Origin of the sequence: Bacillus sp. FJAT-18017, assembly GCF_001278805.1 — a bacterium.
GTDB lineage: Bacteria > Bacillota > Bacilli > Bacillales > Cytobacillaceae > Bacillus_D.
Genome location: NZ_CP012602.1, coordinates 3,665,313 through 3,679,106 on the forward strand (window position 1 = coordinate 3,665,313; position 13,794 = coordinate 3,679,106).

At 42.0% G+C, this 13,794-nt stretch carries 15 protein-coding genes; 4 read left to right on the plus strand and 11 right to left on the minus strand.

Annotation, left to right across the window (positions count from 1 at the left end):
• Positions 1-119: 119 nt before the first annotated feature.
• Positions 120-1,073, minus strand: a complete 954-nt coding sequence (locus tag AM500_RS17110; protein WP_053600299.1) for a siderophore ABC transporter substrate-binding protein — start codon at positions 1,071-1,073, stop codon at positions 120-122.
• A gap of 276 nt (positions 1,074-1,349) precedes the next feature.
• On the opposite strand from AM500_RS17110, the gene AM500_RS17115 reads away from it, so the two are divergent.
• The gene (locus AM500_RS17115) at positions 1,350-1,535 is read left to right on the plus strand and encodes an SE1832 family protein (RefSeq protein ID WP_053600300.1); all 186 of its coding nucleotides are present in this window, start codon (positions 1,350-1,352) and stop codon (positions 1,533-1,535) included.
• Positions 1,536-1,582: 47 nt separating this feature from the next.
• Here the strand turns inward: AM500_RS17115 and AM500_RS17120 are convergent, their stop codons facing one another.
• The 4 genes from AM500_RS17120 to AM500_RS17135 form a co-directional block, all read right to left on the minus strand.
• Positions 1,583-2,110, minus strand: a complete 528-nt coding sequence (locus tag AM500_RS17120) for an NUDIX hydrolase (RefSeq protein ID WP_053600301.1) — start codon at positions 2,108-2,110, stop codon at positions 1,583-1,585.
• 115 nt (positions 2,111-2,225) lie between these two features.
• Positions 2,226-2,900 (minus strand): ribose-5-phosphate isomerase RpiA, encoded by a 675-nt coding sequence (gene rpiA, locus AM500_RS17125; protein WP_156319939.1) that lies wholly within the window; start codon positions 2,898-2,900, stop codon positions 2,226-2,228.
• Positions 2,901-2,918: 18 nt separating this feature from the next.
• Positions 2,919-3,815, minus strand: a complete 897-nt coding sequence (gene gnd / locus AM500_RS17130; protein ID WP_053600302.1) for a phosphogluconate dehydrogenase (NAD(+)-dependent, decarboxylating) — start codon at positions 3,813-3,815, stop codon at positions 2,919-2,921.
• Positions 3,816-3,961: 146 nt separating this feature from the next.
• Positions 3,962-4,426, minus strand: coding sequence for a BsuPI-related putative proteinase inhibitor (locus AM500_RS17135; RefSeq protein WP_053600303.1), 465 nt, complete (start codon positions 4,424-4,426; stop codon positions 3,962-3,964).
• A 478-nt stretch (positions 4,427-4,904) separates the two neighbouring features.
• Between AM500_RS17135 and AM500_RS17140 the strand changes: the two genes are divergently transcribed.
• Entirely contained in the window at positions 4,905-6,254 is a 1,350-nt protein-coding gene (locus tag AM500_RS17140) for a S8 family serine peptidase (RefSeq protein WP_231688022.1), read from the plus strand.
• Positions 6,255-6,306: 52 nt separating this feature from the next.
• Here the strand turns inward: AM500_RS17140 and AM500_RS17145 are convergent, their stop codons facing one another.
• Together AM500_RS17145 and AM500_RS17150 are read right to left on the minus strand one after the other, a co-directional pair.
• Positions 6,307-6,798, minus strand: coding sequence for a hypothetical protein (locus AM500_RS17145; protein WP_053600305.1), 492 nt, complete (start codon positions 6,796-6,798; stop codon positions 6,307-6,309).
• Between the two features lie 37 nt (positions 6,799-6,835).
• Positions 6,836-8,323 carry an amidase gene (locus AM500_RS17150; protein ID WP_053600306.1) on the minus strand — a complete coding sequence of 496 codons (1,488 nt, stop codon included), beginning with the start codon at positions 8,321-8,323 and terminating at the stop codon, positions 6,836-6,838.
• A 165-nt stretch (positions 8,324-8,488) separates the two neighbouring features.
• Here AM500_RS17150 and AM500_RS17155 point away from each other — a divergent pair, with 165 nt between their 5' ends.
• Positions 8,489-8,713, plus strand: a complete 225-nt coding sequence (locus tag AM500_RS17155) for a hypothetical protein (RefSeq protein WP_053600307.1) — start codon at positions 8,489-8,491, stop codon at positions 8,711-8,713.
• 162 nt (positions 8,714-8,875) lie between these two features.
• Here the strand turns inward: AM500_RS17155 and AM500_RS17160 are convergent, their stop codons facing one another.
• The 3 genes from AM500_RS17160 to AM500_RS17170 all read right to left on the minus strand — a co-directional run bounded on the left by AM500_RS17160 (position 8,876) and on the right by AM500_RS17170 (position 11,716).
• A complete protein-coding gene (locus AM500_RS17160; protein ID WP_053600308.1) occupies positions 8,876-9,250 on the minus strand; it encodes a DUF2750 domain-containing protein in 375 nt (124 codons plus the stop codon).
• Positions 9,251-9,576: 326 nt separating this feature from the next.
• Positions 9,577-10,998, minus strand: a complete 1,422-nt coding sequence (locus AM500_RS17165) for a vWA domain-containing protein (RefSeq protein ID WP_156319840.1) — start codon at positions 10,996-10,998, stop codon at positions 9,577-9,579.
• Positions 10,999-11,353: 355 nt separating this feature from the next.
• On the minus strand, positions 11,354-11,716 hold the full coding sequence (locus AM500_RS17170; RefSeq protein WP_053600310.1) for a group I truncated hemoglobin: 363 nt from the start codon (positions 11,714-11,716) through the stop codon (positions 11,354-11,356).
• Positions 11,717-11,991: 275 nt separating this feature from the next.
• Here AM500_RS17170 and AM500_RS17175 point away from each other — a divergent pair, with 275 nt between their 5' ends.
• Entirely contained in the window at positions 11,992-13,236 is a 1,245-nt protein-coding gene (locus AM500_RS17175) for a DUF438 domain-containing protein (RefSeq protein ID WP_053600311.1), read from the plus strand.
• Between the two features lie 121 nt (positions 13,237-13,357).
• Here AM500_RS17175 and AM500_RS25900 read toward each other — a convergent pair whose 3' ends face one another.
• On the minus strand, positions 13,358-13,771 hold the full coding sequence (locus AM500_RS25900) for a PH domain-containing protein (protein ID WP_053600312.1): 414 nt from the start codon (positions 13,769-13,771) through the stop codon (positions 13,358-13,360).
• Between the last annotated feature and the right edge of the window lie 23 nt (positions 13,772-13,794).

Here is a 13,794-nt window from a genome sequence, read left to right on the forward strand (position 1 = left end):
CGCGCCTTCCGCTATAATCAACTCTGTTTAAAAAACAACGTTATCCTATAACACCAGTCTAAAAAAAGAATGCATGGCCACCAAGGTGAGGCCATGCATCTTTGATTTGTATAGTTAATTTACTTTGCTAAACCTGCTTCTACTTCTTTAACCATTTCTGATACGGAGACAAGACCGCCACCTGCTAAATACCAGTAATCAGGATCCAGGTAAACGACATTGCCTTCTTTTACTGCCTTTGTATCTTTTACAAGCGCGTTTTCAACAACTGATTCTGCAGAGGACTTTCCACCCTGAACTGCAGCTCCCCTATCTACAACAAACAAGTAGTCAGGATTTTTCTCAACCAGGTATTCAAATGAAATTGTTTGTCCATGAGTGGAAACTTCAAGGTTTTCGTCTACTGCTTTTACACCGAGGACATCATGGATGAGGCCAAAACGTGAACCCGGGCCATATGCGCTAATGTTTCCTTCATTTGCCAGGATGATCAGCGAGTTTTTATCAAGGTTGCTCGTTTTTTCTTTAACCGCATTAACAGTTTCCTCTACCTTGGCAAGTTCCTTTTCCACTTCTTTCTCCTTGCCGAAAATCTCACCAAGAGTCTTTGTGTTTTCTTCAAACGATTCCATATATCTATTCGTATCAACACCCATGAAAATCGTTGGAGCAATTTCACTCAATTCTTCATAAGCATCCATTTGCCTTCCAGAAATGATGATCAACTCAGGTCCAATCTCATTAATCTTTTCAAAATCAGGTTCCTTGATTCCACCGGCATTTTGATACTTATCACTCTTATATTTTTCAAGATATCCTGGAAGCGTTTCTTGTGGAAGAGCCGCAACTTCTACTCCAAGCTTGTCAAGAGAATCAAGGATACCGTAATCAAAGACAACAACATTTTTAGGATTTTTGCTAACCTTTGTTTCACCAAGTTGATGCTTTACAGTAATTTCTTGCTTATCGGTGCTCTTTTCCGAACCGCTGGCAGTTTCGGTTGCTGAACCGCAAGCTGTAGCGATGATTGTAATTAGGGCTAGTAATAAAATTAGAGAAAATTTCCTTTTCATAATTCCACCTCATAATTTAAGTTTTTGTGGGTTGTACTAACTATCTAAATGATAATGATTTTCATTATCGCTTGTCAACACATAAATAGTGAAAATAAAAATTTAATTTTAAATTAGTCAAAATTGTGTATAGATGAGCCTATCAATTTACCTTATTTTAAAAAAAAAAAAGAAAACCACCCGTTATCGGTGATTTTCTAATGCAAGATAATTGAACAAATTCCCCACAATCATTAATCTGAAAATAGGCTTTTAAAATGATAGGAAGTGGATGCAATGAATAAAAAAGAGATTGAGAGCAGGATTTTAGATTTGAAGGATGAGTACCTGCAGCTTCAACACAACCTGGAAAAAATGGAGTTGGTAAACGGGAATCTCTCTCCATTGGAAAAACGTCTGATCGAGATTGAAGCTGAACTCCAAGGCCTGAATCAACAGTTGAGGGATTTGAAGGTTAAATGATTAATACCGCGGGGACTAACTGCAGTACCCGCGGCCCCTTTTTTAACTTAATCGGTCATAAATTTGTACCGCAAAATCGTGGCGAGCCCGGCTCCATGCTGGAATTCTCCCTGTATAACAAGTTTCTTTACTTCTTCCATGGTCAATTCATGTAATTCTATTTGTTCGCTGTTTTCTAGCTGTTGCTCTGTTTTCGACAAGCCCGCTGCAGCAAAAAGGAAAACTTCCTCCGCAGTCGATCCTGCCGACGGGTAAAAGCTTCCCAGTTCAAGCCAGTGCTCTGCCACGTATCCTGTTTCCTCTTCCAGCTCTTTCTCAGCCGTTTGAATAGGCTTGCTATGTACATCTTCAATCGTCCCGGCAGGAAGCTCCCACTGCCATTTCTTAATAGCATGCCGATACTGCTTCAAACAAACAATTTTATGATCCTTTGTAATTGGAAGGATACAAACGCCCTTTCCAAAGCCTAAATACGAAAACGTCTTTTCATCGCCATCAGGCAAAACCACACGGTCTACCGTGATTTTAAATCGGTCTATGTTTGTTTGAAGAGAGTGGGCAATTTTCCAAGTCATCTTTCATCACCTCAAAAGCTTATCTTTCGCCTTACATCTTAATTGCAAGACACTTCCTCATTCTAACATAGCCGATATGGCTTAGACCTCTTAAACCAGTCTCTTCTTTAAAAAGTTATCCTCTAATAACAACTTCCCCCTGTTTATCAACGGTTATTACCTTATCCGCCATTCCGACAAACAAGCCATTTTCAACAACACCAGGAATCATGTTAATTTTATACTCAAGTTCCTTAACGTTTTCGATTAATCCAAAATCACAATCAAAGATAAAATTACCGTTATCCGTTTTGAAAGGAGTTCCGCTACTGGTACGGAGACGAGGCAGCCCGCCGAGAGCCTTAAGATGCTTTTCAGTCAGCTCCATTCCAAATGGCACAACCTCCACTGGCAGTTTAAAGGCACCCAGCCTGTTAACCAGCTTGGACGAGTCCGCAACTACAATGAATTCCCTGGCGGCATAGGCAATGACTTTTTCACGTAAAAGCGCTCCTCCGCCACCTTTGATCAAATCCAGATTCTCATCGACTTCATCGGCACCATCAATAACTAGATCAAATTCTTCAATCTCCGTAAAATCAACGAGAGTGATGCCAACCTCCCGTGCTAATCGTTCAGTCTGTATTGACGTAGGTACGGCTTTAATGGACAAGCCCTCATTAACAAGCTGGCCGAGTTTTTTTATGGTATAAAAGACAGTCGAGCCCGTTCCAAGCCCGACTATCATTCCATCTTTTACAAACTCTGCCGCTTTTTCTCCAACAATTTTCTTTTCATTTTCCAAATCCACCACTCCAAACAACCAATATTATTTAGCTTTTTCAACAGCATGTCCGCCAAATTCATTCCGAAGGGCAGCTACCACTTTACCGTTAAACGTATCGGTTTCCAACGAACGGTAACGGGATAAGAGCGACATCGCAATTACTGGCGTGGCGGTTTTCAAATCCAGTGCCGTTTCCAGCGTCCATTTCGCTTCACCAGATGAATGCATGACTCCTTTAATGCCTTCAAGCTTTGGATCCTTCGAAAAAGCATGTTCCGTAAGCTCCATTAGCCAGGAGCGGATAACGGACCCATTGTTCCAGACCTTGGCCACTTTTTCATAATCAAAATCATATTCACTTTTTTCTAGCACCTCAAATCCTTCGCCAATCGCTGCCATCATACCGTATTCAATTCCGTTGTGAATCATTTTCAAAAAATGGCCGCTTCCTGCATTCCCGGCATAAAGATAGCCATCCTTCACGGCTGTATCCTTAAAAATCGGTTCCACCCGCTCCCACGCTTCGCTGTCGCCGCCTATCATATAGCAAGCCCCATTCCGCGCGCCACTCATTCCACCCGAAGTGCCTACATCTAAAAAAAAGAGACCCTTTTCCTTTAATTCACCATGTCGGCGGATTGATTCCTTATAATGAGAGTTTCCCGCATCAATGATAATATCCCCCTCTTGCAGCAAAGGCACAACCTCACCTAAGACAGCATCGACAATGGTATGGGGAACCATGAGCCAGACTATTCTGGGTGTATCCAGAACTTGGACCAAATCCTTAACCGAAGTTTCAGCTTTTGCTCCATGTTTAGCCAATTCCTCAGTTGCAGCCGGATTTACATCATACGCGGCCACCTTATACTGATGATCTAATAAATTTTGTCCAAGATTAAGCCCCATCTTCCCCAGCCCAATCAACCCGATTTGCATTAGTACTCACTCCTTGTCCCTTATTTATACTATCCTCTTTTCCCATATCTACGATGTTTTCAACAGGAAGCTGAGAATTACCTGATTTATCCATAATTAATCCAAATGAAAAAGCACCCTGTGTGGATGCCCTGAGTCATTAATCACTATTTTACGATAAAGTTTGTGGTTGTTTTGTATTTTGGCCCGCCCTTTGGTGTCATCCAGACAGTCAGTGTATATTCGCCTTTATCTAAGTTCATGTTATGGAGGTTAATTTCGTAAGCTAATGTGCTGCCCGGTGCGAGTGTTTCTTTTCCCAATGCCTGTAAAAATGATGCCACACTTGAAAACAGCAGCAGCTCGTTTCCACTCTTGTCCTTTACCGAATAATCATATCTCTGCGAGCTCGTGAAATCGTAGCTAACTGCTTGCTCTGTCTGGTTTTTTACTTCATATTGAAAAGTTAGCGGGGCCTTTTCCGTAAGAGTTGCATCTACTTCGTTTGCCACAATCGCTTTCCCTCCTCCTCCGTTTACAGTCTGTGCAGGCTTATCCTTTGGTGCAGAGTCGTCCGTGCCACAACCAGCAAGCAATATGCCCATAAGTATACTTAACATGAATTTCTTCATTCGTTCCACCTCTTGCTGCAGATTTCGATTCATCTTATTAGTCGTAAAAGACACTCTTTTCGTTTCTGGAAGTTGGTGGGAGTATTAAAAGTTTATCGGCAACTCACTTCCATCTGATGTTTCTCAAACAATAACTTGTTTTTCCTTTCCGACCGATAGGGAAACATTTTGCAAAATCCGACCTAACTTGGAAAGGATCTAATCATTATCCAACCATTTTTCCGTATGACGACTTAAATTCTTTCTAAATCTTTCAGCTTATTTTCAAGGGGGACTATTCTCCTCTTTTCAACTTTCTCGGTACTTTCCAGGATTGATGACCTATATTCTTCAAAAAACAAACTCTCACTTTTTGTTAATGATAGATAGAAAGACTTATTTATTTGATTGTATATTGACAGAAAGCCATTTTTGTTAAAATTGTTATCTTAATTATTTTGAATATAATGAAAATTAAGACATAATAGGAGGGATTTTATTGAAAAGAAAATTTTTAGCAGGGGCACTCTCAGTAGCTTTAGGTGCATCGATTGCTTTTAGCGGAGCACCTTCTTATAGCAAAGCTGATGCTGCACAAAACAAGTACATAGTCCTATTTAAGGAACAATCCAACTTGCCGGCTGGATATTCGAATACAATCGCAAAAGCTGGCGGAAAAATCGAGTCAAAATTGGACAAGCTAGGTGCTGTTGAGGTTGTCTCAGATAATCCAAATTTCCTAAACGAGATAAAGAAATCCTCAGCTGTCCAGGATGCAGGCGTACAAAACATTGTGTATCCTGAACAAACCATTGATGCAGAAGCCCTATCGCTAACCGAAGCAGGCGAAGCTGCCGACTTATATCAAAGCCTTCAATGGGATATCCAGCAGGTAACAAATAATGGGGCCTCCTGGAATCTGCCAGGTGGAACAGGTAAGTCCGTTGATGACAAAGACATTGTTGTTGCTGTTGTCGATACCGGCATTGATTATACCCATCCGGACCTTAAGAACAACTATGCATACGGGAAATCATTCGTTCCGGGTTACCCTGATGCAATGGATCAAAATAGCCATGGTACGCATGTAGCCGGTGCAATCGCTGCAAACGGCCGAACCATGGGAGTTGGCCCAGAACTGAAAGTTGCTGCATACCGTGTATTCGGACCAACTGGCGGCGCGGAAACCTCCCATATCGCTGAAGCACTTTTGACAGCTGCAGATGATAACGTTGACGTAGTTAACATGTCCCTCGGCGGCTATGACTGGTTCCAAAACCCTGATTATGCCACGAAAGACATTGTTGCTGACGTCCGACTGTTCGACCGCGCTATCCAGTACGCAATCAACAAAGGTGTAACTGTCGTTGGCTCTGCTGGAAATAATGCCATTGATATCAGCAGTCCTGGAAAATTGTCCGGAGACGATAATGGAGCTACTCACCGCAGTCCAAGCAGCCAGACGATGATTCGCGTTTCTGCTGGCGGTGCACTGAAGAACCTTGCTTACTACTCCAACTATGGTGTCGGCAAAATTGATGTTATGGCACCTGGCGGAGACCTCGGTCCTAACTATGACCCTGTTACAAAAACAGGAAGAGATAATAGTTATCTTGCGCTTGCAACAATTCCTGGGGGAGGGTATGGATATAAAGCCGGAACTTCCATGGCAGCTCCTAAAGTTGCCGGCCTCGCTGGCGTCATCATTGCCCAGCACGGCAAGGACGCCCTTAAGCCAGCACAGGTCAAAGCCATCATTCAGCAATCTGCTGAAGATGTCTTTAAACCAGGCTACGACGAAAACTCCGGCTTCGGCTTGATTAACGCAGTCAATGCTTTAAACCGATAATAGGAAGAGAAGCGAAGGTCAAATGTCCTTCGCTTCTTTTTTAATAAGAAATTTATATGGTTGTTAGCCTGGAATAATAAAATTTTGCGTCCTTCAAAGCATGGCTTAAATCCATTAATGCATCAAAGGCTAGAAAAAATCCAATTACTCCCAACATTACAACAACAATTAATGGACCGCTCTCCTTAAGCCATTTCTTGTTTTTCCAGTAAAAATAAAACGATAGTAGAACAACTAGCGTAAAATAGGATGTCCAGATAACTAATTCTCCAAAAAACAATTCTCCATCATTTACAGCTTTCATGAATTTATCTAATTCACCTTTATTATCACTACTTTCTTCAAAAGAGGTTCTTTCTCCTTTGTAGCCAACCTTCCAAAAGAAAGCGTCCCCCTCTTTTTCAATCGTGTACTCATAATTCATGACGCTGCCTTCATTTACTATGCCTGAAAAATCCCCTGACTCTTTTTCTTCTTGAGTGCACGCGGATAATAATAGAGCGAAAAATAGAGCAATAAGTGCAAGCTTTCTAATTAGAATCACTCCATATCTTTTTTTAAAAAACCACAATCTTTTACGATTATAATCGCAATGCTTTAGTCCAAAGTGTTGATTGTTCCAGCTCTCCGGCAATTCGGAATAGCAAATCCTCTCTTCCTCGCGAGGCGATAAACTGAACTCCGCATGGCAGCCCCTCTGCAGTCAGATGCATCGGTAAAGACATGGCAGGCTGTCCGGTCAAGTTGGCTAACTGCGTAAAAGGGGTGCGTGCCAGGTTTTGTTCAGCAATTTGGTCAACAATTCCTGCCTTTTTCAACAGACCGCCGAAACCTGCACGCCCGACAAAGTTCATCGCCATTTTTTCAAAGGAGCCTGGTGCGAGCTCACCGATTTTCGCAGGCGGTAACGCTGTTGTCGGTGTAATATAGAAATCATATGTATCATGGAATGCCTCCATTTGGTAGGCGGCTTTGTCCCATTCCCTTAGAGCTAAAACAAACTCTTCAGCACTTGTTGCTTTTCCCAGCAGCCCTAAAACCCAGGTAGCCGGTTCTACATCATTGAAATGCGCCTTTCTGCCAAGCACTTCCTCTAAAGAACGAAGCGCTGCGGCAACTTCGCCAAAATACATAGTCATATAGCTGTTTGCCAAGCTTTTTCCATCAACAGGTGCGTCAACTTCTTCTACCTTATGCCCCATTTCCTCAAGCAGCTGAACCGTTTTAAAAACCGCTTCCTTACATTCCTGATCAACCTTTGTACCAAGGGGAGATTGAGTTGAAAACGCAAATCGCATTCCTTTTTCCGGTTGTCTCGACGCCTGCTCCAAATAAGAACCTTTAAAAGGCGGTGCCATATATGCGGCGGTTTTGTCCTGAACCACAAGTGCATCAAGCATCGCGGCACTGTCCCTTACAGACCGGCACAGGATATGATCGACCGATGCTCCCTGCCAGTTCCGTCCTACACCGGGCCCAACCGGAGTCCGCCCACGAGTCGGCTTCAGTCCGAATAATCCACAGTAAGCTGCCGGTATCCTGATCGAACCGCCTCCATCATTAGCGCCTGCAATCGGCACCATCCCAGAAGCAACAGCCGCAGCCGAACCACCACTCGACCCGCCTGTTGTATGGTTATGATTCCAGGGATTGAGTGTAGGGCCATAGAAGACCGGTTCGGTAATACCCATCAAAGCAAATTCAGGAACATTGGTCTGACCTAGAAAAATTGCCCCTGTCTTCCGGACCTGACGGACATAGTTCGAATCCTTTTTGGCCCGATAGCCTTGCATCGACTTGGAACCCCAGGTAATCGGCTCGCCTTCAATTTCCTGAGTTATATCCTTCAACAGCATCGGCACACCAGAAAACGGACCTTCCGAGACGGTTTCCCTCACAGTTTGCCTTGCTTTTTCATACATTTTGTTGATGACCGCATTCAGCTTAGGATTCAATTTTTCCACCCTATCGATTGCTGCTTCAATCACTTCATCCGGCCGGACTTCTTTCTTTTTAACAAGCTCCGCCAGGCCTAAGCCATCAAATTCACTATATTCTTTAAAGGCCATCCCTACTCCCCCAGTCCGCATTCTCTCCTGTTATAATTCTCCAGTGGCTGCCACTATCCTTTAACGGTCTCTCACATTTAGGAAAATTCATCACTCCTGGTCTAAATTCTTTTTTCAATCAATATTGTATGAATGAATATATTCCACAGGAAAAGGTGAGGCAAAATGGTTGTCGTTCATTATTATGATAATAAAAACCGGATCCTGACCAGGTACCTCGATCATGCCCCTACCGAAGGATCAGATGTAAGGATTAAAGGCCGCTCCGGAAAAGTCAAAAAAGTCCAGACGGAGGACAATCACATCTATAACGTGCAAGTCGAGCTGCAAGCAGTCGCGAAAAACAAACAAGTGGGCGCCGCTCTGCCTCAGAGTAAGAAAAGAAGATAAAAATACAGTCCAATTCAATTGCGAATTGGACTGTTTCATTAGGGGTTTAATGGATATTCTTCTTCAAAGGTCGAACTATTAAACTATTGGAACTCTTTATAAGATTAAACTCATTCATAGCTTAGACATTAATCTGTTTGAAAACATACGAAGACCAAACCTTTAGTAGTTTTCAAGCTCCTCCTCTAAATCTTTTAACAACCTGTCAGTTTCCATCATGACAGAGTCTTTATTGTTCCAAAAAACGGATACCTTGAGGCCATCTCTTTTCATACCAGGGATCCATTTAGATAAAAAATATTCTAAATCGATTTTTTTAGGCTGATAATGACTCCACTCCTTAATACTGCTCAATTCAGCAAATTCTCTTTTAGGCCAGAAAGGAATTAGTTTATTCCCCTTATCATCTTCACTTATGGCCCACCTGCCATCGTATAGCCCCCATAATTCTTCATAGTCCGCAACCTTCTTAATAAAATACTCGTATCTTTTCTGTGCAGGAAGACTAAACACAGTTTCTATTTCTTTTTTATGCATGGCTCCACTCCTCACCTCAAATACTTCTAGTTACCTTTAGGATAAATATTGAACTTCAACTAGATTGTTCTTCAAAAAAGCCTTTAGTTTTGGTTGTGATTTTACATTTTTCACTCTTCTTTATAACTTATATTCTATTTTTTCTAACAGCGATATAACAGCCGAATAGACAAATTTGGATAGACATTACCTATTTGCTAAAACTTTGATTATCAAAAAACGGCTTCCAATTGATAAACAATTGAAAGCCATTTACTATTACATATTGAATAAATCGATGAAATCGGAGTCCGTTACCAAGTACGTGCCTTCTACAATTTGAAACACTATAATCCAACCTGTTTCTCTATCGCATCAAGCTTTTTGGATAATTCATCCGATGTGGTTTTAATTTCATCCGACTTTTTCGTACTCAAGTCGCCCATATAGGTTTGGATTTTATCATTACGGTCATTTAATACCTGAGTAATAGCATTCTGCATCATAGGATCAATCAGGCCTTCCTCCTCAAGCCGCTGTCTCGCAGTTCGCAGCCTTTCATCTTCGTTTCTGAAGAGGGTAAAGTATTTCGACTTCAAATCTCGTACTGCATTTTGATGGTCAAGTGTCGTCCAGACATTATCGGCGAAGCGATGGATCGCCCACCATCTCCATGTATTGATGCTGACTGCTTCTTTCCAGACATCCTTGATTTCAGCGAGTTGCTGCTTCGTCTTAACAGAGGAGTATTCCCCATTCCCAGCCTCAGCTACCTGCTTAAGCTGTTTATCTGCCTCGGAATCAACGTCAAAGCCAATAATATTGATTTTTACATTCGTATTGTCTTCGACCGCTTTCTTCGCTGCTGCTACTGGATCACCGTCACACGTCTCAATCCCATCACTCACAACATAGATGAAATTCTCAGTGTTTTCGTCCTTTTCCTTGGATAACTGTTCATTTGCGAGGGCAATGCTTGAGGCTAACGGAGTCCAGCCCATCGCATTGAATTTTTTCAAGGAATTCTCGAATTCTGCCCCTTCATATGCTTTTAATGGATACATCGTTTCCACTGCTGAACAGGACTTTTGCTTATCCGCATCGCTTCCTGTACCCTTATGTCCAAAGGCAATCAAGGATACGTTTACGTTTTCCGGAAGCTCTTTTGCCAAGTCTTCAATGCTTTTTTTGGCTAGTGCCATCTTGGCCTCGCCGCCGACTTTCGCTTTCATGCTGCCACTGGAATCAATGACCAGTACAACATTCACCTTCTTATTCGATTCCTGGGTGACTTCATCCATGCTGATGTCCTGAAGCAGGCGGCCATCTGGTAGACGAAGTTCTTCATAAACAACCTCATAGTTTTCAATTTCCTTCGCTACATCCTTGTAGCTGGTCCGAAGTGCTGTGGTAATCGATTCAGCCCACTTGTTTTCATCCCACTTTTTAGTTTTCTTTTCGCTAATTTCTTCAACATATGCATCAATCGCATCTTTAGTTGCTTGCTCATAGGCTGCCTTGTCTTCGGAAAATTCCTTGCCTTCTATGTATTTCTGATATAAATCGCCTTTGTCTTGCTGTATGTATTCCTCGGGACTTGTGGCTGGCAGCTTGGCTTCACCGATTGCCGAAGCCGGTTTTTCCATGACAATATCTTCGCCTTTTGTTGCTTGTTTCGGTGTGTCGGCAATGCTTTTATCACTATCTTGGCACCCGCTCAATAACACAATTAAGAAAAATAATCCTATTACCCCTTTGTTCAGTTTCATAATAATTCCTTTCCCCTTTGAAATTTTGTGAAGGCATCCTTCCTGGGTTGTTTTATTAGAAGGATTTTCCAGCACTGAATTTGCTTTACCCTATTTTAACTTAAATAAACCTGTTTAGGTTGCAAAATCCCCCTATTTTCGTTATGTGGAAGTGAAAAGATTAGCCAATACCAAATCAAGCTTAATAATGTAGTGGTTCTCTTTTTCTAGACGAATCTCACTGTTACAATCCCAGTTTCGTCTAGTAAATCATTATTCTTCGCTTTCCCAACCATATGGAAAGGCAGACAAAAAAAGAGACCGTTCAGGGACAGCCTCGTTCACTCTCAGTTTACCGCTATTTAGTTATCCTCTTCTATTTATAGATAATATCCTCACGAAGGGATTCTACCCGGGTTAGCGCCTCATCAATATCCCCTTCATTAACACCAAAGTGGCGCAATGCCTGATGAAGATGTTTTGTTATTGTATCAAAATGGATTGGCTGAAGGTCCATACCTTCGTGAGCCTTTTCCATCGCCTGTCCGGAATAGTTATTTGGTCCTCCTACCGCGAAACTAATGAATTTCGTCTGGTGTCTTCGCTGCTTTTCCATATCCGTGTTCTCAAAAAACTGGTTCACCGTTTCATCCTTCAAGACCAACTCATTATAAAAATAATCAACAACCTTCCCAATACCTTCCTCACCGCCAAGCCGATCATACAAACTCTTCTCCATCAAAACAACCCCTTTCAAAGAATACACCTTCTATTTTCCCTAACCTCTACCAAATAATCCCGAAAACTAAAAACCCACCCCCATTGTCCACTACACACGGACAAAGAGGTGAGAATGAGGGAAAATGTCTTTTTTAGGGGTCTGACCCCTTCACGCCCTACTTGTGACGCTCGTCACAACTATTTTGTAAGGGGTTTGGTATGGTATGGGTGTGAGGTTTTGATAATTGTTCTCAATCAAAGTGTTTACTTATTTTGTAGTGAAGGGGAATTGCTATGAGTGAGCTTATTAATAATCGTGAAGTGCATATAGAAGGTAAGATTGTGAGCGAGGGCCGTTTAGCTATATTGGAAGGGATTTTCTTGGGCTTGTATAAAGGACGGCACAAGGCAGACGTTCAGGACGAATTTGACAAGAAAATCGGAAAGGTCACGGTTGAGGAAGTAACACATCTCTCCCATTTTCAGCGGCAACTCTTGGAATCGGAAGGCCTTACAAAAAGTGAGGTTCAAAAGTTGTCCGATGACCATATGGATATTCTGAAAGGAAAGATTCTCGACAAGCAGCGTCCGGAAGATGAGCCGGGCCATCCCATTCACACTTTTAAGCTTGAAAACAGAGAATTGGAGAGATTGATTGAAACGAGGGTCGCTCCCCATACCGAGCAGTTTGCCCGTGAGGAAAGCACTGAGGCGATCACTCTGCTTCTTGAGGATTGCAATTTACTGTATGAAGTTGATAAGCACTATGTACGGAAAGAGCATCTGATTTTTCCATACCTTGAGAAATATGGCATCTTTGGTCCCTCCACAAATATGTGGCGTATCAACGATTTCATTCGGGAAGGCATCAAGGAACTAAGACAAAAGCTGGCCACCTACAACGGTGACAAAGCTTCTGTTCTGGAGTCCGCGCAATTTGTCATCGAACAGGTTCTGCACATGGTTTACCGGGAAGAAAACATCCTTTTCCCAATGTGCCTCGACAAACTGACCGAAGATGAATGGATGAAAATTGCTCTTGAAAGTGATGAAATCGGCTACTGCCTCATTAGTGCCCCGGCAAAGTGGAAGCCTGAGCGTAATGAACTTCCTACGGATGCAATGTCTGAAGGGTTCATTAAGCTAGAAACCGGAATTCTTTCGCTGAAGCAGCTTGAACTCATGCTGAACCATCTTCCAATTGACATAACGTTCATTGATGAGAATGATGTTGTCCGTTATTTCTCATTTGGAAAAGAAAGAATCTTTCCTAGAACTAAAGCTATCATCGGACGGACCGTGCAAAATTGCCATCCTCCAAAGAGCGTTCATATTGTCGAAGAAATTCTTCACGATTTCAAATCGGGAAAAAAAGACAGTGAGGACTTTTGGATAAAGGCACGTGGCAAATACGTCTATATTCGCTATTTTGCAGTTCGTGATGAAGACGGTAACTACGGAGGAACACTTGAGTTTACCCAGAATATTGAGCCAATCCAGGGCATTCAGGGTGAGAAGCGAATTCTCGCGATGGACTGAGCCAGATAAAATATCCCCTTTCGACCAAGCCCCTTACTATGGGCCTGGTTTTTTATTGCCTAAACAAGAAATTGTTCAGAGTCTTCTTGAAGGAGTTTCAAATTCTATACCGAATTCATTTCTAATAGTATTTTATCCCAATAGTTGGATTCCTCTTTTTTAATTCGTCGAGGAACTGCTGTTCTTCCAGGGGAGAAATCGTAACAGTCCCATATTTTCCATACTGAATTTCAATTCGTCTAATTGATAATGCTGGCGCAGTAAATAGATGCGTTGTATGTCGAATCGAGTTAATTTCCTGTATTCTAATTGTTTTTTTAAAAGGACCATAGTATATCTTAAGAGTTTCATCTCCAAGTTTGTACCGAGTATGGAACCAAATACTTAGCAACAAAGTAATCATACATAATGAGATGATTAATCCCAAACTATCAAATTCGCTAAAGCTCGATTGATAAAAAAGCATAGTAAAACCGGCAATCACTATCCAAATCAACGTACCCATCCACACATCTCTCTTTGAAGAAAAAATCATTATATCCCCTCCCCTCCAATGAG

Coding starts and splice junctions, on each gene's coding strand:
- AM500_RS17110 (WP_053600299.1), bottom strand. CDS start 1,073: ATGAAAAGGAAATTTTCTCTAATTTTATTACTAGCCCTAATTACAATC.
- AM500_RS17115 (WP_053600300.1), top strand. CDS start 1,350: ATGAATAAAAAAGAGATTGAGAGCAGGATTTTAGATTTGAAGGATGAG.
- AM500_RS17120 (WP_053600301.1), bottom strand. CDS start 2,110: ATGACTTGGAAAATTGCCCACTCTCTTCAAACAAACATAGACCGATTT.
- gnd (WP_053600302.1), bottom strand. CDS start 3,815: ATGCAAATCGGGTTGATTGGGCTGGGGAAGATGGGGCTTAATCTTGGA.
- AM500_RS17135 (WP_053600303.1), bottom strand. CDS start 4,426: ATGAAGAAATTCATGTTAAGTATACTTATGGGCATATTGCTTGCTGGT.
- AM500_RS17150 (WP_053600306.1), bottom strand. CDS start 8,323: ATGGCCTTTAAAGAATATAGTGAATTTGATGGCTTAGGCCTGGCGGAG.
- AM500_RS17155 (WP_053600307.1), top strand. CDS start 8,489: ATGGTTGTCGTTCATTATTATGATAATAAAAACCGGATCCTGACCAGG.
- AM500_RS17160 (WP_053600308.1), bottom strand. CDS start 9,250: ATGCATAAAAAAGAAATAGAAACTGTGTTTAGTCTTCCTGCACAGAAA.
- AM500_RS17165 (WP_156319840.1), bottom strand. CDS start 10,998: ATGAAACTGAACAAAGGGGTAATAGGATTATTTTTCTTAATTGTGTTA.
- AM500_RS17170 (WP_053600310.1), bottom strand. CDS start 11,716: ATGGAGAAGAGTTTGTATGATCGGCTTGGCGGTGAGGAAGGTATTGGG.
- AM500_RS17175 (WP_053600311.1), top strand. CDS start 11,992: ATGAGTGAGCTTATTAATAATCGTGAAGTGCATATAGAAGGTAAGATT.
- AM500_RS25900 (WP_053600312.1), bottom strand. CDS start 13,771: ATGATTTTTTCTTCAAAGAGAGATGTGTGGATGGGTACGTTGATTTGG.